This window comes from Nevskia soli DSM 19509, assembly GCF_000711955.1.
Lineage (GTDB): Bacteria > Pseudomonadota > Gammaproteobacteria > Nevskiales > Nevskiaceae > Nevskia > Nevskia soli.
Genome location: NZ_JONR01000025.1, coordinates 33,928 through 53,436 on the forward strand (window position 1 = coordinate 33,928; position 19,509 = coordinate 53,436).

Annotated in this window: 19 protein-coding genes; 7 read left to right on the forward strand and 12 right to left on the reverse strand. The window is 65.6% G+C overall.

Annotated elements, in window-relative coordinates:
• Positions 1-12: 12 nt before the first annotated feature.
• The 8 genes from BP26_RS0113935 to leuC form a co-directional block, all read right to left on the reverse strand.
• Entirely contained in the window at positions 13-648 is a 636-nt protein-coding gene (locus BP26_RS0113935; RefSeq protein WP_029921188.1) for a phosphoribosylanthranilate isomerase, read from the reverse strand.
• Between the two features lie 37 nt (positions 649-685).
• Positions 686-1,483, reverse strand: coding sequence for a tRNA pseudouridine(38-40) synthase TruA (truA, locus tag BP26_RS0113940; protein WP_029921189.1), 798 nt, complete (start codon positions 1,481-1,483; stop codon positions 686-688).
• A 6-nt stretch (positions 1,484-1,489) separates the two neighbouring features.
• On the reverse strand, positions 1,490-4,096 hold the full coding sequence (locus BP26_RS0113945; protein ID WP_084183094.1) for a FimV/HubP family polar landmark protein: 2,607 nt from the start codon (positions 4,094-4,096) through the stop codon (positions 1,490-1,492).
• A gap of 408 nt (positions 4,097-4,504) precedes the next feature.
• On the reverse strand, positions 4,505-5,527 hold the full coding sequence (locus BP26_RS0113950) for an aspartate-semialdehyde dehydrogenase (RefSeq protein ID WP_029921191.1): 1,023 nt from the start codon (positions 5,525-5,527) through the stop codon (positions 4,505-4,507).
• A 39-nt stretch (positions 5,528-5,566) separates the two neighbouring features.
• Positions 5,567-6,637, reverse strand: coding sequence for a 3-isopropylmalate dehydrogenase (leuB, locus tag BP26_RS0113955; protein WP_029921192.1), 1,071 nt, complete (start codon positions 6,635-6,637; stop codon positions 5,567-5,569).
• Positions 6,634-7,425, reverse strand: coding sequence for a class I SAM-dependent methyltransferase (locus BP26_RS0113960; protein WP_036516920.1), 792 nt, complete (start codon positions 7,423-7,425; stop codon positions 6,634-6,636). Before BP26_RS0113960 ends, leuB begins: the two co-directional genes overlap by 4 nt.
• Complete coding sequence (gene leuD / locus BP26_RS0113965; protein WP_029921194.1) at positions 7,422-8,057, reverse strand: 3-isopropylmalate dehydratase small subunit; 636 nt, start codon at positions 8,055-8,057, stop codon at positions 7,422-7,424. The genes BP26_RS0113960 and leuD overlap by 4 nt, the downstream gene beginning before the upstream one ends.
• 2 nt (positions 8,058-8,059) lie before the next feature.
• Positions 8,060-9,487 (reverse strand): 3-isopropylmalate dehydratase large subunit, encoded by a 1,428-nt coding sequence (leuC, locus tag BP26_RS0113970; protein ID WP_029921195.1) that lies wholly within the window; start codon positions 9,485-9,487, stop codon positions 8,060-8,062.
• Between the two features lie 115 nt (positions 9,488-9,602).
• Here leuC and BP26_RS0113975 point away from each other — a divergent pair, with 115 nt between their 5' ends.
• Positions 9,603-10,502, forward strand: coding sequence for a LysR family transcriptional regulator (locus tag BP26_RS0113975; protein ID WP_029921196.1), 900 nt, complete (start codon positions 9,603-9,605; stop codon positions 10,500-10,502).
• Here the strand turns inward: BP26_RS0113975 and BP26_RS0113980 are convergent.
• Positions 10,473-10,895: a hypothetical protein gene (locus BP26_RS0113980; protein ID WP_157572529.1), complete on the reverse strand. Its 423-nt coding sequence runs from the start codon at positions 10,893-10,895 to the stop codon at positions 10,473-10,475. The two genes, BP26_RS0113975 and BP26_RS0113980, sit on opposite strands and share 30 nt — an antisense overlap.
• A gap of 223 nt (positions 10,896-11,118) precedes the next feature.
• Here BP26_RS0113980 and BP26_RS0113985 point away from each other — a divergent pair, with 223 nt between their 5' ends.
• Positions 11,119-12,051, forward strand: coding sequence for a glutathione S-transferase family protein (locus tag BP26_RS0113985; RefSeq protein WP_029921198.1), 933 nt, complete (start codon positions 11,119-11,121; stop codon positions 12,049-12,051).
• Positions 12,052-12,257: 206 nt separating this feature from the next.
• Here BP26_RS0113985 and yedA read toward each other — a convergent pair whose 3' ends face one another.
• A complete protein-coding gene (yedA, locus tag BP26_RS0113990) occupies positions 12,258-13,187 on the reverse strand; it encodes a drug/metabolite exporter YedA (RefSeq protein WP_211254923.1) in 930 nt (309 codons plus the stop codon).
• Positions 13,188-13,337: 150 nt separating this feature from the next.
• Complete coding sequence (locus tag BP26_RS0113995; RefSeq protein ID WP_029921200.1) at positions 13,338-14,966, reverse strand: phytoene desaturase family protein; 1,629 nt, start codon at positions 14,964-14,966, stop codon at positions 13,338-13,340.
• Between the two features lie 236 nt (positions 14,967-15,202).
• On the opposite strand from BP26_RS0113995, the gene BP26_RS0114000 reads away from it, so the two are divergent.
• From BP26_RS0114000 to map, 5 genes are read left to right on the forward strand one after another with little or no spacing between them, the layout of a single operon-like run.
• Positions 15,203-15,850, forward strand: a complete 648-nt coding sequence (locus tag BP26_RS0114000; RefSeq protein ID WP_029921201.1) for an FABP family protein — start codon at positions 15,203-15,205, stop codon at positions 15,848-15,850.
• 48 nt (positions 15,851-15,898) lie between these two features.
• A complete protein-coding gene (locus BP26_RS0114005; protein WP_029921202.1) occupies positions 15,899-16,291 on the forward strand; it encodes a VOC family protein in 393 nt (130 codons plus the stop codon).
• A gap of 15 nt (positions 16,292-16,306) precedes the next feature.
• Complete coding sequence (locus BP26_RS0114010) at positions 16,307-16,747, forward strand: YybH family protein (protein WP_029921203.1); 441 nt, start codon at positions 16,307-16,309, stop codon at positions 16,745-16,747.
• Complete coding sequence (locus tag BP26_RS29545) at positions 16,731-17,141, forward strand: hypothetical protein (RefSeq protein WP_157572530.1); 411 nt, start codon at positions 16,731-16,733, stop codon at positions 17,139-17,141. The genes BP26_RS0114010 and BP26_RS29545 overlap by 17 nt, the downstream gene beginning before the upstream one ends.
• Positions 17,142-17,182: 41 nt before the next feature.
• Positions 17,183-17,929, forward strand: a complete 747-nt coding sequence (gene map, locus BP26_RS0114015; protein WP_029921204.1) for a type I methionyl aminopeptidase — start codon at positions 17,183-17,185, stop codon at positions 17,927-17,929.
• 638 nt (positions 17,930-18,567) lie between these two features.
• Here the strand turns inward: map and BP26_RS0114020 are convergent.
• Positions 18,568-19,464, reverse strand: a complete 897-nt coding sequence (locus BP26_RS0114020) for a DMT family transporter (RefSeq protein WP_029921205.1) — start codon at positions 19,462-19,464, stop codon at positions 18,568-18,570.
• Positions 19,465-19,509 lie beyond the last annotated feature (45 nt).

The following is a 19,509-nucleotide window of genomic DNA, read 5'->3' on the forward strand; positions in this document are numbered from 1 at the left end:
TAGCAGTTGCCATCAGGTGTCGGCGTCACGGACGTGGCGCACGAAGGCCTCCATTTTGCCCGAATCCTTGATTCCCGGCTTGGATTCGATGCCGCTGCTCACATCCACCGCATAGGGACGCGCCGTGCGGATGGCGGCGGCGACGTTTTCCGGATTCAGGCCGCCGGCCACGATCAGGGGAATCCGCACGCCTGCGGCGATTTCGGCCCAGTCGAAGGTCTTGCCCTGGCCGCCCATTTCACCGGGGGCGTGACCGTCGAGCAGCAGGGCCGCCGCATCGGCATAGTCCGCCGCGATCTCCGCCAGCGGCCGATGCGATCCGCGCATGGCGACCGCCTTCAGGTACGGCAGGCCGAAACTGCCGCAAAACTGCGCCGTTTCCTCGCCGTGGAACTGCAGGAAGTGCGGCCGCACCGCGTCGACGGTTTCCCAGACCTTGTCGCTGTCCGGGTTCTGCAACAGCGTCACCACCGAAAGCAGCGGCGGCAACCTGTCGCGGATCGCTGCGGCGGCATCCAGCGTCAGGCAACGCGGGCTGCCCGGCACGAAGATGAAGCCGAGGGCATCAACACCCAGTGCGGCGGCGGCCAGGGCATCCTCGGCCCGGGTGATGCCGCAGAACTTGATGCGGGTGCGCAGTTGCTTCATGCGGGGATTATCCCACGGACGGCTGCCGTTTCCCGGATCACGCCGGAAACCAGGCCTTGGCCGGTCCCGGCAATCCGAAGCGTTCGGGATATTCAGGCCCCATGAAGTACAGGCCCTGCCCCGGCGCCGTCATGCCCGCCTTGCTGCGGTCGCGGCCTTCCAGCACTTCGCCGGCCCAGGATTCAGGGCGGCGCGATTGCCCGATCTCCAGCAGCACGCCCATGATGTTGCGCACCATGTGATGCAGGAAGGCGTTGGCGCGAATGTCCATCACCACGAAATCACCGCTGCGGAAGACCGTGATCGACTCCACATTGCGCATCGGCGTCGAGGACTGGCATTCGGCCGCCCGGTAGGCGGAAAAATCGCGTTCGCCGAGCAGGGCCTGCGCGGCGCGGTGCATGGCCGCTGCATCCAGTTGCGGCGTGATCCAGGACACGCGCTCCGCCAGCAGGGCCGAACGGGCGCGATGGTTGAGGATGACGTAGCGGTAGCTGCGCATGAAGGCGCTGTGCCGCGCGCTGAAGTCGGACGGCACTTCCTGCACCCAGCGCACGCTGATGTCCGGCGGCAGGCGAGAATTGGTGCCGAGTACCCAGGCATAGACGCTGCGCTGCGCGGCCGAGTCGAAATGCACCACCTGGCCGCAGGCATGCACCCCGGCGTCGGTGCGTCCCGCCGCCTGGGTGCGCAGCGAATGATCAGCGACGGAGGACAGCGCCGCTTCCAGTTCGGCCTGCACGCTGGCGCGGTCCTGCTGCGCCTGCCAGCCGCCGTAGTTGCCGCCGAGATACTCGATCCCGGCGGCCCAGCGCTTCGATACGTCTTCGGTCAGCGGACCTTATGCGGACAGGCGCTTGATCAGCGCTTCCGCCTCCCCTTTCTGTGCGGCGTTGCCGGTGCTCAGGACTTCGCCGAGCAGGCCGCGCGCCGCCTCGTTGTCGCCCATGTCGGCATAGACGCGGGCCAGGTCGAGCTTGGTACCGATCTCGTCGCCGCTGGAGACGTGGCCGATGCTGCCGCCCGCCGGCTTGCTCAAATCGAGCTCGTCGAGATTGAATTCGACCGTGCCTTCGGTTCCTGCGGGATGCGGCGGCTCGCTGCTGAAATCGAAGTGGCTGAGGTCGAAATCTGGGCTTTCCGACGCTTCGTGGACTGGCGGTGCGGGCGTGGCCGGTGCGGCCTTGCTCAGCTCGGCATCCAGATCGAAGTCGATGACATTGCCCGCCGAAGCGGCCGGGGGGCTCGACGTCGTGCCCAGCACCTGCGCCGGCGCGGGGCCGATGCTGTCGCCGAGGCTGAGATCGATATCCGGTGCCGGTGCCGGTGCATTGCCGTCGCTCTTGAACAGGGACGAATCCGGGCACAGCTGGCGCCCCATGATGGCGATCTTCTGCCAATCCGAAGCACTGATCTGGTTGTGCAGGGACTCCGCGGTTTCCTGGAATTCCATCGGCTTGCCGCCGGCAAAATAGGTCTCCGCGAGCTTCAGGCGCAGATCCTGGCGTTGCGGCTCCTTGACCAGGGCCTGTTTCAGCAGTGAAGCGGCCTCGTCATAGAGACCGTAGGCCAGATGGAAATCGGCTTCGGACAGCGGATCGTTGGCGTCGAGGTTGACCGACAGCGTCTGCGCCTCGAACTGCGAAGTCAGGTCGAAATCGACATCGCCGCCACCCACCGGTGCCGCCTTGCTCTGGGCGGTCTTCTCGAACGACGGGACCGGCAGCAGGGTATCCGCCATCTTCACCTGGGCGGTGTCTTCCAGTGAGGTCTTGGCCAGCGGTGGTTCGCTCAGCGGTGCACCACTGACGGCCGCTTGCACCGCTGCGGGCCGATCCTCGGCCACCGCCGTGGTGTCGCCCAGCTGGGAGGTCTGCGGCTTGGGCGGCAACGGCGGCGGCACGGGAGCCGCGGCCTTCTTCGGTGGTGCCGCCGCAGCAGACTTGGAACTCAACAGCGGCGTCTTCGGCGCCGGTGCCTTGGCGCGGAAATCGGGGGTGTTGTCCTTGCGGCGGCGGAAGATGAACCAGCCCATGACGGCGATCAGCAGGACCACGACTCCAGCCAGCTCCATCTGCGTCGAGGAATCCTCGAACAGACCGGGCGGCGGCGGAGGCGGCGGCAGCACCTTCTTCTTCGGCGGCTCGGCAGCGGCTGCCGGAGCGGCATCCGCAGGCGGTGCGGCGGCAGCAGGTGGCGTCTGCGCGGCGGGGGCTGCCTGGGCCGGAGTCGCGGCCTGAGGCGCCGGTTCTGGAGCGGACGCGGCCGGTGTGGAGGGCGGAGTGGCCGGAATGTTGGAGATGGGAGCCGGCTCGGGCTTGGAAGCTACCGGTGCCGGAGGCGGCGGGGCGACAGGCGCTACAGCCGCTGGCGCCGCAGGTTCGGGCTTTGCTTCAACAACAGGCTTTGCGGGCTTGGTGTGGAGCGGCTTGGGCTTCTCGGTCTTGGCCGGAGCCGGAGTTGCCGCCGCAGCGGCGGCAACCGACTCGGAATTTTTTTTTATGCTGGCCGGACGCGTGCCGTGGCGCCAGGCATCCACCGTGGTCTTGGCTTGCGCCGCGGAAGACTCCTGCATTTCGGCCAGGCTCGGCACCTGCAGGGTGCGCCCCTTGAGCAGGCCGTTGAAGCTGCCCTTGTCGAAGGCCTGCGGATTGGTGCGGTAGATGGCCAGCAGCACCTGGTCCATCGAAACCTGGGGACCCGGGCGCAGCTTGGTGGCGATGCTCCAGAAGGTTTCCTGCGGCGCGATCGGGCCGTAGGTGCCGGCGCTGCCGGAACCGGATGTGGCTGCCGGAGCCGGCAGCGGTTCAGGCGCGGGCGCAGGGGCTACAGCCGTTTCAGCCGGCGCTGCTGCCACGGGTTCGGCCGGAGCCGGCTTGGCAGCCTTGGGGGCTTTGCCCTTGCCATGCTTATGAATATCAGCCGGACCCTGAGGCAACGTTGCCAGAGCCGCCGCTTCCGCCGGCGCCATCTGGTGCTGCGCGGGAGCAGACTGCACCTGCATCACCGGCGCGGGCGGCGGTGTGTAAGCGGCAGCCGGGGCGGAACTGTCCGCCATGCTCGGCGGATCCAGCAGCACGGTGTATTCGCGCAGCAGCTTGCCGTCGGGCGAGCGGGCTTCGACGATGAAATTGAGGAAGGGCTCGCGCGCGATCTGGTCGCTGCTGATGGTGACGCGGGCGCCGCCCGCCACTTCGTCGATGGTGAATTTCAGCGAGGACAGGTAATCGGAGCGCTCGATGCCGGCCCGGTTGAATTCATCCGGGGTGCCCAGCCTCACCGAGAGGGAATCCAGCTGCGCCGAGGATGCCCCCAGCACCGCAATGGTGGCGGAGAAAGGCTGGTTCAACTTGGATTTGACGTTGATATCGCCAAGGCCGAGCGCAAACGCCTGCGACGCCCAAAGGGCGCAGGCGACCACGGTAAGTCGGGCCAGCATTCGCAACATACACTTTCTCCCTAAAGGCTGTTGCCTATCCCCACGGGCCCGCTCGGGGGCACGCGCTCAGCATTAGATTGTAAGCCTTAGAGCCTATAACCCGATGAATCGCGCCTGCGACGGCGGTCATTTTTGCGCAGTGCAAGTCGGACAGAGCGCGGCATGGTCATCCCATGCAAGCTCTGGCCGGCGCAGCAATGCGCAAAAATGGCCCCGTCCCGAAGGGTTGCGTCCAAAATCGCGCCATGCTGCGTTGTCAGACTGAGCCATGGAATCACCATGGCTCAGTCCTCCGCCTTGCCTGACGCGATTTTGGACTGCAACGCAGGCGTGATTCATCGGGTTATAGGCTCTAACCCACTTTATACCCCACAATCCCTAAAGAACCAAGGGCTTCGGCCTGAAAACTAAGCCAGATTAGAGATACTCGCGGATCAATACCTCGGCGATCTGCACGCTGTTGAGGGCGGCGCCCTTGCGGATGTTGTCGGACACCACCCACAGGTTGAGGCCGCGCGGATGGGAGATATCCTCGCGGATGCGGCCGACGAATACGCCGTCCTGGTGCGCCGCCTCGGTCGCGGCCGTGGGATAGCCTCCGTCCTGGTGCGAATCCATCACCACCACGCCCGGCGCCCCTTCCAGCAGCCGGCGCGCTTCGCGGGCGCTGAGCTTGCTGCGGGTTTCGATGTGCACCGCCTCGGAATGGCCGTAGAACACCGGCACGCGCACCGCGGTGGGATTCACCTGGATGCTGTCGTCGCCCATGATCTTGTGCGTTTCCCACACCATCTTCATTTCTTCCTTGGTGTAGCCGTTGTCGAGGAAGACGTCGATGTGCGGGATGCAGTTGAAGGCGATCTGCCGGGGATAGACCTTGACCTCGATCTCCTGGCCGTTCAGCGCCTGCGCCGTCTGCCGCGCCAGTTCCTCGATCGCCGGCTTGCCGGTGCCGGAAACCGACTGGTAGGTGGCGACGTTGATGCGCTCGATGCCGGCCGCGTCGTGCAACGGCTTCAGCGCCACCAGCATCTGGATGGTGGAACAGTTCGGATTGGCGATGATGCCGCGGTTCTTGTAGAGCGCGATATCCTTCGGATTGACCTCCGGCACCACCAGCGGGATGTCATTGTCGTAGCGGAACTGGCTGGTGTTGTCGATCACCACGCAGCCGGCCGCGGCGGCCTTGGGCGCGTAGACCTTGGAGACGTCGGCGCCGGGCGAAAACAGGCCGATCTGCGTCTTGGAGAAATCGAAGGTGGCGAGGTCGTGCACTTCCAGTTCCTCGTCGCCGAAATCGACGAACTCGCCGGCCGAGCGCGCGGAAGCGATGGCGTAGACCTTCCCCACCGGGAACTTGCGCTGCTTGAGGATCTTCAGCATCTCCTCGCCCACCGCGCCCGTCGCACCCACCACCGCCACATCGAACGTCTTGCTCATTGTTCCTGTCCGTTTACCGCGAATAGAAAGAGAAATCGTCTAGAGCCGGCCGACCACGGCCTCGCCCATCTCCAGCGTGCCCACCGTCTTCTCGCCGCTGCGCGCGATGTCGGCCGTGCGCAGGCCATCGGCCAACACGTGGCGTACCGCCTTCTGCACCTTGTCCGCCAGGTCGCCGCGCTTGAGGCTGTAGCGCAGCAGCATGGCCAGCGACAGGATCATCGCCAGCGGATTGGCCACGCCCTTGCCGGCGATATCCGGCGCGCTGCCGTGGATCGGCTCATACAGCCCCTGCCCGCGCTCGTTGAGCGAGGCCGAGGGCAGCATGCCGATGGAGCCGGTGAGCTGCGCCGCGATGTCGGAGAGGATGTCGCCGAACAGGTTGGAGGTGACGATCACGTCGAACTGCTTGGGCGCGCGCACCAACTGCATCGCCGCGTTGTCGACATACTGATGCGTCAGCTGCACATCCGGATAGTCGCGGCCGACGCGGATCACCGTCTCGCGCCACAGCTCCGACGACTCCAGCACATTGGCCTTGTCCACCGAGCACAGGCGCTTGCCGCGCAGTTGCGCGGCGTCAAAGGCGGTGCGCGCAATGCGCTCGATCTCGGGCTCGCTGTAGACCTCGGTGTTGATGCCGACGCGCACGCCATCACGCACCTCGATGCCGCGCGGCTGGCCGAAGTAGATGCCGCCGGTGAGCTCGCGCACGATCAGCACGTCGAGGTCGGCCACCAGTTCCGGCTTGAGCGAGGACGCGGCGGCAAGCTCGGGATAGAGGATCGCCGGACGCAGGTTGGCATACAGGCCCATGCCGGCGCGGATGCCCAGCAGGCCGCGCTCGGGACGCTTGTCGCGCGGCGCGGTGTCGTACTTGGGGCCGCCGACGGCGGCGAGCAGCACCGCGTCCGACTTGCGCGCAGCTTCGAGCGTCGCGGCCGGCAGCGGTTCGCCGGTGGCGTCGTAGGCGGCGCCGCCGAGCAGGCCATGCGTCCACTCCACGTCGAACTTGTACTTCGCGCGCAGGACTTCCAGCACCTTCTCGGCCTGGGCGGTGATTTCCGGTCCGATGCCGTCACCGGGCAGGACGAGGATTTTTGCGGTCATGCGGATACCTTTTTCAAAGCTATAAAACGGAGGCGGACATAGTCGGCGATCCACACGCCGGCGACGCCGAGTTGCGGGCGCAGGACTTCCTGCACCTCGGCCACCACGTCGGCGCGCTCGCCTTCCGGCACGAACTCCAGGAATGCCTGCGCGAAGGTGCGCAGCCAGCCCGCAACGTCGCCAGGCAAAGGCGTGGGCCGCGGAAACTTTTCGATGCGCGCCACCGTGAAGCCGGCGGCTTCGAGCCGGGCCCGGTATTCATCGGCGGTCGGGAAATACCAGGGGTCGGCGCCGACGGCGTCGATGCCGCGCCGGGTCAGCGCATCATAAACCGCGGCGCGGATGCTGGCGACGTTGCCGGCGCCGCCCATTTCCGCCACGAAGCGGCCGCCGGGCTTCAGCGCCCGCGCCACGCCCGCGACCACCGCATCCGGATCGCGCTTCATCCAGTGCAGCGCGGCGTTGGAAAACACCGCGTCGAATTCCTCGCGGAACGGCAGCGCCTGGCCGTCGATCAGCCGCGCATCGAGGCCGCGCTCGCGCGCCGTGGCGACGAACTCGGCGCTGGCGTCGCCGCCGACCACCTCGCAACCCGCGGCCACGAGCTGCTCGGTCAGGGCGCCATCGCCGCAGCCGAGGTCGAGCACGCGCTCGCCGGCCTTCGGCGCCAGCCAGTCCAGCACCGGCGCGCCCAGTTCGGACACGAAACGGCCGTTGCGCGCGTAAGCACGCGGATCCCACACCTGACCGGCGGCCGGAACCGCGCTGCTTCTCGTCGGAGTATTCATGCGAACAACCAGGGCGCCTCTTGCTTGCGTCGCGCCTCGTAGGCGCGGATGGCTTCGGACCGCTGCAGGGTCAGGCCGATTTCATCCAGGCCACGCACCAGGCAGTCCTTGCGGAAGGGATCGATGTCGAAACGGAAGCTCTTGCCGCCCGGGGTACGGACGGTCTGCTCCGGCAGATCCACCGTCAGGCGATAGCCTTCGGCCTGCGCCTCCACGAACAGCGCGTCGATCTCCTCGTCCTTCAGCACGATCGGCAGGAAGCCGGTCTTGAAGCTGTTGTTGAAGAAGATGTCGGCGAAGCTCGGCGCGATGACGGTGCGGAAGCCGTAATCGCTCAGCGCCCACACCGCATGCTCGCGCGAGGAGCCGCAGCCGAAGTTCTCGCGCGCCAGCAGCACGCTGGCGCCCTTGTAGCGCGGCTGGTTCAGCACGAACTCGGGATTCGGCCGGCGCGTTGCAGGATCGATATCGAGGTCGCCGGCATCGAGATAGCGCCAGTCGTCGAACAGGAAGGGGCCGAAGCCGCTGCGCTTGATCGACTTCAGGTACTGCTTGGGAATGATGGCGTCGGTGTCGACGTTGGCGCGGTCCAGCGGCAGGGTCAGACCGGTGACTTGAGTGAATGCCTGCATGATTAGCCCCTGATGTCGACGAAGTGGCCGGCGATGGCGGCGGCGGCGGCCATGGCGGGACTGACCAGGTGGGTGCGGCCACCCTGCCCCTGGCGGCCTTCGAAATTGCGGTTGGAGGTGGAGGCGCAGCGCTCGCCCGGCGACAGGCGGTCGGCGTTCATGCCCAGGCACATCGAGCAGCCCGGCTCGCGCCATTCGAAGCCGGCGTCGAGGAACACGCGATCCAGCCCTTCCTTCTCGGCCTGCTGCTTCACCAGGCCGGAGCCCGGCACCACCATGGCCAGCTTGACGTTGGAGGCGATGCGCTTGCCGCCGACAACCTTGGCCGCGGCGCGCAGGTCTTCGATGCGCGAGTTGGTACAGGAGCCGATGAAGACCTTGTCGATGCGGATCTCGTTGATCGGCGTGTTGGCGGCCAGCCCCATGTAGTGCAGCGCGCGCTCCATGCCCTGGCGCCGCGTGGCATCGGCTTCCTTCGCCGGATCGGGCACGCGGCCATCGACCGGCACCACCATTTCCGGCGAGGTGCCCCAGGTGACCTGCGGCTTGATGTCGGCGGCTTCGATCAGCACTTCGCTGTCGAACTTCGCGCCGGCGTCGCTGTGCAGGGTGTTCCACCAGGCCACGGCCTTGTCCCAGTTCTCGCCCTTCGGCGCGAAGGGGCGGCCCTTGACGTAATCGATGGTGGTCTGGTCCACGGCGATGATGCCCGCGCGCGCGCCCGCCTCGATCGCCATGTTGCAGACCGTCATGCGGCCTTCCATCGACAGGGCGGCGATGGCTTCGCCGGCGAACTCGATGGTGCTGCCGTTGCCGCCGGCGGTGCCGATGCGGCCGATGATGGCCAGCACGATGTCCTTGGCGGTGATGCCGGGCGCAACCTTGCCGTGCACGGTAACGCGCATGCTGCGGCTCTTCTTCTGCACCAGGGTCTGCGTCGCCAGGGCGTGTTCGACTTCGCTGGTGCCGATGCCGAAGGCCAGCGCGCCGAAGGCACCATGGGTGGAAGTGTGCGAATCGCCGCAGACCACGGTCATGCCCGGCAAGGTGGCGCCCTGCTCCGGGCCGATGACGTGGACGATGCCCTGGCGCAGGTCGGACATGCGGAATTCGGTGATGCCGAATTCGTCGCAGTTGGAATCCAGCGCATCGACCTGGGTGCGCGAGATGGGATCGGCGATGCCCTGGCTGCGGTCGGTGGTCGGCACATTGTGATCGGCCACGGCGAGATTGGCGGCCAGGCGCCAGGGCTTGCGGCCGTTGAGGCGCAGGCCGTCGAAGGCCTGGGGACTGGTGACTTCGTGCACCAGGTGGCGGTCGATGTACAGCAGGGCGGCGCCATCGCCCATTTCGGCGACAACGTGGGCCTGCCACAGCTTGTCGTACAGGGTTTTGCTGGGGGTTTCGCTGGCGGCTGACGGATTGGTCATGGCCGGTAACTCCTGGCTAATTTTTGATCAGGCGGAATTCTAGGCCCCACCCATCTATAACTCCAATGAATCGTTTTCATATAATGAATTCCATACTTGGATCAGTTGGTGGTCTATGGATACGCAGAGCCTGATGGCCTTCATGGAAGTGGCGGAGAGCCGGTCTTTTTCCAAGGCCGGGGAACGGCTGCACCTGTCGCAGCCGGCGATCAGCAAGCGCATCGCCGTGCTGGAGGAGCAACTGGGCACGGCGCTGTTCGATCGCGTCGGCCGGCAGGTGGCGCTGACCGATGCGGGCCGCACCCTGCTGCCCTATGCCAGGAAAGCATTACAGGACATGGAGGACGGGCGGCGCGCGCTATCGCAACTGTCCGGCAAGGTCGGCGGGCGGCTGTCGATCGGTACCAGCCACCACATCGGCCTGCATCGCTTGCCGCCGGTGCTGCGCGCCTTCACCGGGCAATACCCGGAAGTGGACCTCGACATCCATTTCATGGATTCCGAGGATGCCTGCGAGGCGGTGGTACACGGCAAGCTGGAGATCGGCATCGTCACCCTGCCCACCCAGCCGATCCCGCAACTGGAAACCCTGCTGGTCTGGCCCGATCCGCTGGTGGTGGTGGTGATGCCGACGCATCCCCTGCTGAAGCTGAAGCACCCGAAGCTGAGCGACCTGGCGCTTCATCCCGCCGTGTTGCCGGACGACCAGACCTATACCCACCGCATCGTCAAGGAAGCGCTGCAGGCGCACGGCATCCAGCCGCGCATCCGCCTGGCGACGAACTACCTGGAAACGCTGAAGATGCTGGTGGCCATCGGCCTGGGCTGGAGCGTGCTGCCCCGTTCGATGCTGGACGACACCATCAGTCCCTTGCCGATTCCGGAGTTGTCGATGCGGCGCGAGCTGGGTGTGGTCTGGCATGAGCGGCGCACGCTGTCGGCTTCGGCGCGCGCCCTGCTGCGGCAGATGCAGCCTGACGCGGCTTCAGAAACCCAAGCCCAGCAGGACGTGTAAGCGCACCGGCGTGGTGCCGGCGATGGACAGCAGCCAGAACGCGAGACCGGCGAAGATACCCCAGGCGGCCAGGATCAGGGCATTGAACAGTCCGAAGGCTTCCAGGTGCGGCGGCGTGCCGATCTGCCAGTACAGGACCACCAGCGGCAGGGTGCAGAGCAGGCCGCACAGGGCCATGTGCCACCAGGCCAGCCAGCCCCTACGCCGGAAGACAAAAAATAACGGTAGCCCGAACAGCAGCGCCGCTGGATAGGACAGGGCGACGCCGATCGGGAATGCCCAGGGCTGGGCGAAGAACATGGTGGCGTAGAACGCCGGCAGCAGCGGCGCCAGGACGAAGCCGAGCACGATTCTCGAAGTCTGCGGTACGACCTTAGACGGGAGTTCCGTCATCGGATGCCCTGATTATTATGGCCGGTGGTCCCCTGGCGATTGGGTATGGTGACCGTGCCATCTGACAGAACGATGACGGCCGCCGCGTTACGGCCCGCACCCGGGCCGGAAGCGGGTGTATCGCAAGTCTCTATACTGCGCATGGCCAGTCGCATTCCCCTGCGGAAAAACAATAGCGACAAGCCCCCGACAAACACAAGCGGCACCATCCCGGAGACAGTGCATGAGCGAGATCATCCTTCACCATTACGAGGGCTCGCCCTACTCCGAAAAGATCCGCACCATCTTCGGCTACAAGAAACTGGCCTGGCGCTCGGTGACCACGCCGGCGATCATGCCCAAGCCGGAGCTGGTCGCCCTCACCGGCGGCTATCGCAGGGCGCCAGTGCTGCAGATCGGCCGTGACATCTATTGCGACACGCGGCTGATGGTGCGTCTGCTCGACCGGCTGCATCCCGAGCCCGCGCTGGTGCCGGCATCGCTCAAGGCCAGCTGCATGGCTTTCGCCAGCCTGGAGCAGACCCTGTTTTTCGCCACGGTCCCGGTGGTGTTCCAGCCGGCCGGACTGAAAGTGATGGCCGAGCAGCTGGGCGCCGAGGTGATGCCGAAGTTCAGCGAGGATCGCAAGCTGCTGTTCAGCGGCGGTACGTCCCATCGCCCCAGCGCGGCTTTCTCGCGGCTCAATTTCCTGCCGCTGTTCCATGCCGCCGACGTGCAGCTCGCCGGCACGCCGTTCCTGCTGGGCCAGACGCCGACCGTGGCGGATTTCATTTACTACCACTGCGCCTGGTTCGTCCTGCGCAACAGCGGCGTGGCGGGCAGCTTCGATCCGTTCCGGAACCTGCTGACCTGGGTCGAGCGCATGAAGGCGTTCGGCCATGGAACCCCTGCCCCGATGTCCACCGCCGAAGCGCTGGAAGTCGCGCGCGGAACCGCGCAGGGCCAGTCGTTCGACGGTCCGCTGGTGGAGCCGGAGGGTTTGAAGCTGGGGCAGCGCGTCAGCGTTTGCGCCACCGATTACGGCTGCGATCCGGTCACCGGCACGCTGGTGCATGCCTCGGTGTTCGAGCTGGCGGTGAAGCGCAGCGACGAGCGGGCCGGAGAGGTCGTCGTGCACTTCCCGCGGGAGGGGTTCAGGGTTTTTGCGGTGGAATAGCCGCAATCGGCCCCCTGCAAAGACGTCGCTACGGCCTCCGATAGCGCGCGCGGTAAACGGCGGGTCGCGGACCCGCCCTACGGAACAGTTCGCGACAAAACCTTCATGCGTGCCATGCGTGCCAAGGGTTTTTGTTGGCACGCATGCGGTGAGCGACGGAAGCCGGGAATGCGGAAACGGCTATTCCGCATGGCCGCCGAAGGGGCTCAGGCGTCCGGTTCGGTGGGGGGAACGGACGCTGCCGGCGGGGCTGCCGGGCGGTTGTAGTAGACGATCAGGGCCACGCCGAGCAGGACCAGGGCGATGGCGACGTAGCCGCTGCGCACGATGTGCTCGCCGCCCAGGGTCAGGCCGAACAGCAGGGCCACCACCGGGTTGACGTAGGCATAGCTGGTGGCCAGCGAGGGCGTGACGTTCTGCACCAGGAAGATGTAGGCGCTGAAAGCCAGCAGGCTGCCGAACACGATCAGGTACAACAGGGCGCCGGCCGCCTTGGGGTTGGGCACCAGGGTCCAGGATTCGCCGCGCAGGGCGCTGGCGATGAAGAACAGCGCCCCGGCCGTGAGCATCTGGCAGGCGCTGCTCATCAGGCCCTTGGGCAGGTCGAGCCGGCGGCTCCACACCGAGCCGAAGGCCCAGGTGGCGGCGGCGATGGTGAGCAGCACGGCGGCGACGGGGTTGGCGGCGAAGTCGCCGCCGAGGTTGAGCACCACGATGCCGACGAAGCCGATGACCATGCCGACCCACTGCATGCGTACCGGCCAGTTGCCCCAGATGCCGGCGAACACCGCCGCCCACAGCGGCACGGTGGCGACGGCGGTGGCGGACAGGGCGGAGCCGACCGAGCGTTCGGCGACGACCACGCCGCCGTTGCCGATGTTGAGCAGGAGTATGCCGATCAGCGCCGCGTTGCCCCACTGGCGCAGGGTCGGCATGGCCTGACCGCGCAGGCGCAGGAAGCTGAAGAGGATGCTGCCGGCGACGGCGAAGCGGACACCGGGGAAGAACAGCGGCGGATAGCCGTCCAGGGCGAAGCGGATGGCGAGGTAGGTCGAGCCCCACACCACGTAGACGGTCAGCAGGGCCAGCACCACCAGCAGGGGCGGCGCGGCGCGGGCAGCTGTGGAATTGTTCACCACGCAAAGCTCCATCGACGGCAGGACCCCGGCTGCGGATACGACCCGGGGTCCACAAGGGCGCGCATCATAGCCGTTCCGGGGCGATTCGACCGGCCGTTTCCGGACCGGGAACAGGCTCTTCAGGCCTTTTGCACCAGCCTCGCGGAATCAGCCGTCGCGCAGCATTTCCCGCGCACAGTTCCAGCCCGGCGCGCCGCTGACGCCGCCGCCCGGATGCGCGGCCGCGCCGCAGATATAAAGGCCAGCCACAGGGGTGCGGTAGTCGCTCCAGCCCGGTACCGGCCTGAAGCTGAACAGCTGGTGCAGCGGCATGGCGCCCTGGAAGATGTTGCCGCCGGTGAGACGGAAACGGCGCTCCAAGTCTAGCGGCGTGAGCACTTGCCGGTGCAGTACAGAAGCGCGGAAATTCGGCGCGTACAGTGTGGCGGCATCGATGCAGCGCTCGGCGAAGGCATTGCCGATGGCGTCCCAGCCGCCCTCGATTTCCGGGGCCAGCTGGTACGGCGCGTACTGCACGAACATCTGCACGATGTGGTGCCCTTCCGGCGCCAGGGTGCGGTCGACCGAGGTGGGAATGGTCAGCTCCAGCACCGGCTCGCGCGAGGGATGGCCGTACTTGGCATCGTCGTAGGCGCGTTCCAGGTACTCCATGGTCGGGCTGATGTGGATGGTGCCGCGGTGCTGCGGGCCGACTTCGCCCTTGCCGGGCAGGCAGTTGAAGTCCGGCAGCTCGGACACCGCGAGATTGATCTTCATCGAGGCGCTGGAATAGTCGATGCGGCTGACGGCTTCGCGGAACGATTGCGGCAGCGTCGCGCCGCTCAGCAATTGCTCGAAGGTGATGCGGGCGGTGGCGTTGGAGGCGACCATGCGCGCACCGATGGTTTCCCCGCCCGCCAGCCGGACGCCGCTGGCCTTGCCGCCTTCGACCAGGATCTCGGCCACCTCGGCGTTGAGGCGGATTTCCACGCCGGACTCCGTGGCGGAGCGCGCCATCGCCTGGGTCAGCGCGCCCATGCCGCCTTCGACGTAGCCCCAGACGCCGCGCGCGCCGCCGGCGGTGCCCATGACGTGATGCAGCAGCACGTAGCCGGTGCCGGGGGCGGAAATCGGGGCATGGGTGCCGATCACCGCGTCGGTCGCCAGCGTGGCTTTCAGCGCATCGGATTCGAACCAGCGGTCGAGAATCGGGCGCGCGGCGCCGGTGATCAGCTCGGCCGACTGCGGCAATTCCAAACCCATGGCGCGCAGGGCCTTGTACAGGCGCCCGCCCCGCCCCAGTTCGCGCAGGCGCTGCATCAGGCTGCGTGGGCGCCAGTCCGCCGGCAGCGGCAGCAGATCGGCCGGCGGCTCCGCCAGCAGCGGTTCGATGCATTCGGCGACGCGGGTCAGCCAGGCTTCGTAGCGTGGATAGGCTTCGGCATCGCAGGCCGAGAACTTGGCGATCTGTTCATGATTCAGTGCCTCGTCCGGCCCCATCAGCAGGTGGCGGCCGTCCGGCAGCGGCGTGAACGAGGACGGGTTCCGCGCCAGCACGCGATAGCCATGGCGCTTCAGCTCGAGGTCGCGCTCGACTTCGGGCAGCAGCAGGCTGACGAGATAGGAAGCCGTGGAGACGAAGTAGCCGGGCGCGATCTCGTCGGTGACGGCGGCGCCGCCGACCACGCCCTGCCGTTCCAGCACCAGCACGCGCTTGCCGCCGCGGGCGAGGTAGCTGGCGCAGACCAGGCCGTTGTGGCCGCCGCCGATGATGATGCAGTCGTAGTGTTGGGTCATGGGGTGATCTTGCCGCAGACCGCTGGTTGGTGCATCTCCAAGCGAAGTAAACCGCATCGCGGGACTTGCCAACGGTCCGTGCCCTCCTCCGACGCTCTTTCAGCGGGCGGATTCAATCCGGCGTGATATTTTCTCCAACGAAGAATCATGGGGCCTGACCGAAGGAAAATTGCGTCATGCCGCAGCGGGAACGGTTCTCACTGTGGTTCAATCGGCGTCAGACCTCGGAGGCGGCAATGCAGGAATTTCCAAAAGATATCTACACCGAACCAGAACCCAGTGTCGATACGCTCGCCAATCTGGGACCGCTGACCGGGATGGCCGGCATCTGGACCAGCGCGCAGGGTCTGGACATCAATCCGAAGGCCGCCGGTCCGGAAAGGCAGCCATTCGTCGAGCGCATCGAACTCCAGCCCATCGACGCACAGACCAATGGACCACAATTGTTCTATGGATTACGGTACCACACGCGCATCGTCAAACCGGGCGAAGTCGAGACCCTTCATGACCAAGTCGGCTATTGGCTGTGGGAGCCGGCCACCGGTGCGGTGATCCAGACGCTTTCCATCCCGCGCGGCCAGACGGCGATGGCGGTTGGCCGCGCCGCGGCCGACGCGAAATCGTTCCGCCTCGAAGCGGTTCGGGGGTCCGAGACGAACGGGATCATTTCCAACCCGTTTCTTGAGTACGCCTTCCGGACCATTAGCTATGCAATCACCGTAACGATCCATGCCGACGGCACCTGGTCTTATGAGCAGGACACGGTTCTGATCATCCCGGGACAGGCGGAGCCGTTTCACCATACGGATCGCAACACGCTGCGAAAGATCGGCGAACCCACGCCGAATCCCACGGCGCAGGCTGCGGCTGGCCGCAGCCGTTAGCGGACCGTGGCTTGGAGCACTGAGAAGAACAGCACCAATGAGGAACTGATGAACAGCCAACAAAAACCAGGCGCGGTACTGTTTGCCAAGGACATCGTGCGTATTGCCAGGTTCTATGCCGAGCTTGTTCCCATGACGGCCACCCTGACCCAGCCTGACCTGATCGTCCTGGAGTCCGCCCATTTCCAGCTCGTGGTTCATCCGATTCCGAAGCAGATTGCCAAGTCGATCAAGATCGCCTCACCACCCGTGCGGCGTACCGACGTTCCGGCGAAGCTGATCTTTCCGGTTGCGGATATCGCTGAAGTCAGGGCGAGGGCATCTGCGCTGGGAGGTGAATTGAATCCGCCAGCGAAGGAATTTGAAGCCCGGGGGTTTCGCGCATGCGATGGGCATGATCCCGAGGGGAACGTCGTGCAGTTCCGTCAGAGTGCCCTCTGAGCAAGGAGGCCCGGAATGAACAGCCCCGAAGATTCGGTTCTGCAAGTGATTGAGGCCTACAAGGCCGCGGTGCTGGAAAAGGATGTCGATGCGTTCATGCGCCTCTATGACCAGAAGGTACGGGTGTTCGACATGTGGGGTGTGTGGTCGTACGAAGGCGCCGCTGCCTGGCGGAAGATGATTGAAACGTGGTTTGGTTCGCTCGGCAGCGAGTTGGTGAAAGTATCGATGGATGATGTGCAAGCCACGGCCGGGCGGGAACTGGCGATGGTCAGTGCGATCGTCACTTATGCGGGAGTCTCCGCGGAAGGGGAGGAACTCCGCGCCATGCAGAATCGGCTTACCTGGGTGTTGAAGCCCGAAGGCGGCGCCTGGAAGATCGTCCATGAGCATACGTCGGCCCCGGTGGGGTTCGATGATTCAAAGGCGATTCTTCGGTGTGAGAAAACGTTCTGAGGTGCATTGCGGCAGTGACTCCCAACCCTTCGATCGGGTCGATGTTCATCGGCAAACCCAGTCCATCCTTCTATTGAAAGCCGAAGCTCAACGTCAGACATCTCTCATGACATATCAAGATGGTTACGCGATAGAACTCGGCGATGTTGTTTGTGTTCCTGTGCCCGGTGGTACGGCCAAGGCACGCGTGGTCATGCTCGGTGCCACCTATGAGCACTTAGATATCGACAAACAATTTCTTTCGTGGGTAAAAGAAAAGAAGGTGCTAGACGCGTCCTCTATTGTTATTGAATGGCTTGGTCCAAATCCGTTTGCTCACAATGATCCTCGTCATGCACCAGTGGGAAACTACATGTTCTCCCCGGTGGATGAACACGTTCAGCGCATTGCCTGACCATGCTCTCAATTGAACTTTAGCTTTCACAAGGAAATCACATGACCATCGAAACTCAAGACGACATCGTGGCGCTGAAGCGGATCGGCAGGATCGTTTCTGTCGTGCTGCAGAAGATGCTCGACGCGGCGGAACCGGGCATGACCACCCGGGAGCTCGACTCGCTGGGCGAGCGGCTGCTGGCGGAACAGGGCGCACGCTCGGCGCCGAAACTGACCTACAACTTCCCGGGGACGACCTGCATCAGCATCAATGAAGAGGCTGCGCATGGAGTGCCCGGAGACCGGATCATCCGGGCCGGCGATGTGCTCAATGTGGATGTTTCGGCGGAACTCGATGGCTACTTCGCGGACACCGGCGGCACGGCCGTGGTGCCTCCCACCAATCCGCTGAAGACCCGGCTTTGTCACGCCACCCGCTCCTCCCTCAACGAGGCGATGAAATGCGCCCGCGCGGGCAAGCCGATCAATGGCATCGGCGCGGCCATCCAGCGCACCGCCAGGACCTACGGCTTCAGGATCATCGAGAACCTGGGAAGCCATGGGGTTGGCCGCGCGCTGCACGAGGCGCCGGAGCATATTCCGGGGTATTTCGATCCATCGGACCGGCGTGTCCTGAAGGAAGGGATGGTCATTACCATCGAACCGTTCCTGTCGACAAAAAGCCGCATGGTTACCGAGGCTTCCGATGGGTGGACGCTGGTGGGCGCCAGCGGCAATCTTTCCGCGCAGTACGAGCACACCATGATCATCACGAAGGGCGAGCCGATTGTGGTTACGCGGCATTGATTTCGCTGTGAGCGAAAAAGCCGCGTTCCGCCTGCGGCGGAAGGGCGGCCCCGACACGGTGCCCGAGTGTAGCGAGGTGGGTGCGGGAGGGGGCGTCTGCCTGCGTTAGCTAAATTATCCCGGGGCCGCTGCGCCTGCTCCCGCACCCACGCTTCGCGGCACCGTGTCGCAGGCGCAATGCGCTTCGCTTATTCCACCCTACAATCATCGCCCAAAGTGAGTTCATTAAATCTTCAAATTCACCGAAGCCTGGATTCCGGCTTTCGCCGGAATGACGATGGGGATGAGTCCGTGGTTGGCCCCTCCCTCGATACAAATCGCTTCGCGATTCACTCGGGACATTCGGAAAAGTACACCCGCTTCGCGGGCACTCGGGGCGAACGGAGGGTGGTATTGGTCGAGCGGAAAAGCGCCCTGCCCCGACCTTTCTCTTTGTCTACTTCGTTCCGGGCCAAGATTCCGGGGGCATGGTTTGATCCGGTTCACCGTAGACGACCCAGGTGCACCGCAAAGTTGAAGTACGCAGAACTGGATTCGCTGCGCGGGAATGACGAGATTGTGGTGTGGGCGCGAATGGGCGAACAGCGGTTGAAGCATCGCGGATTTGAGTGGGCATCGGCGGCCACGGGCCGCCCTACTCAGGCAGTTATTTCCGGGGGGCGTTCGCGCATGGCGATGACGACGCCGGCGATCAGCAGTGCGGCGCCGGCGAGCACGGTCATGGCGGGCAAGGACTGGCTCCACAGTGCGCCGTAGGCGATGCCCGCAACGGTTTCGAAGACGATCAATTGGCCCAGCAAGGAAGCGGGCACGCGGGTGCTGGCCATGTTCCAGGCGGCGTTGGCGGCCCAGGAGGTGATGATGCCGAGGAGCAGGCTGACGGTGATGAAGGCGGGCCAGGCGGCGTCCTGCGGCGGGTGCGGCGAGGCGGCGAACAGGGCCAGGGCGAAGGGCAGCGCGGCGGCGCCCTGGAGGGAGGACCATTCGAGGCCGCCGACCTTGGGGTGGGCGCGGAGCCAGTCGGCGTTGATGACGCCGTAACCGGTCCACAGGGCCAGGGCGCCGAAGGCGCAGGCCAGGCCGATCCAGTCGCCGCTCGCCTGGGCGCCCTGCCCCGGCTGGTTGGCGAGGAACAGGCCGGCGACGATCAGGACCAGGGCCACGGCGTAGGCCGGGGTCAGGCGCTGCCTGGCGCGCAGGCGGCCGGCCATGGATATCGTCACCGGCAGCAAGCCGATGATGAGGGTGGTCAGGAAGACGCCGGAGCGCTTCAGGGATTCGCTCATCAGGGTGTAATAGAGAAGGTTGCCGGCCAGGGTGAAGAGTGTGGCGTCGCGCCACTTGCGGGCGTCGAAGGGCTGCGGGCCGCTGCGCGCACGCATCACGCCCAGGGCGATGAGCGACCACAAGCCGTAGGCGATGTAGCGGCCGCCGGCCACCGCGGTGGCGGTCCAGGCGCCGACGATCAAGGGGCCAATGAAGGCGAAGCCCCAGGCGGCACAGGCGAGGATGGCGTAGAGCACGCCGGGATTCATGCGCGGCGCACCGTGCGGGATGGGCCCGCGGCCCTCACTCCCCTC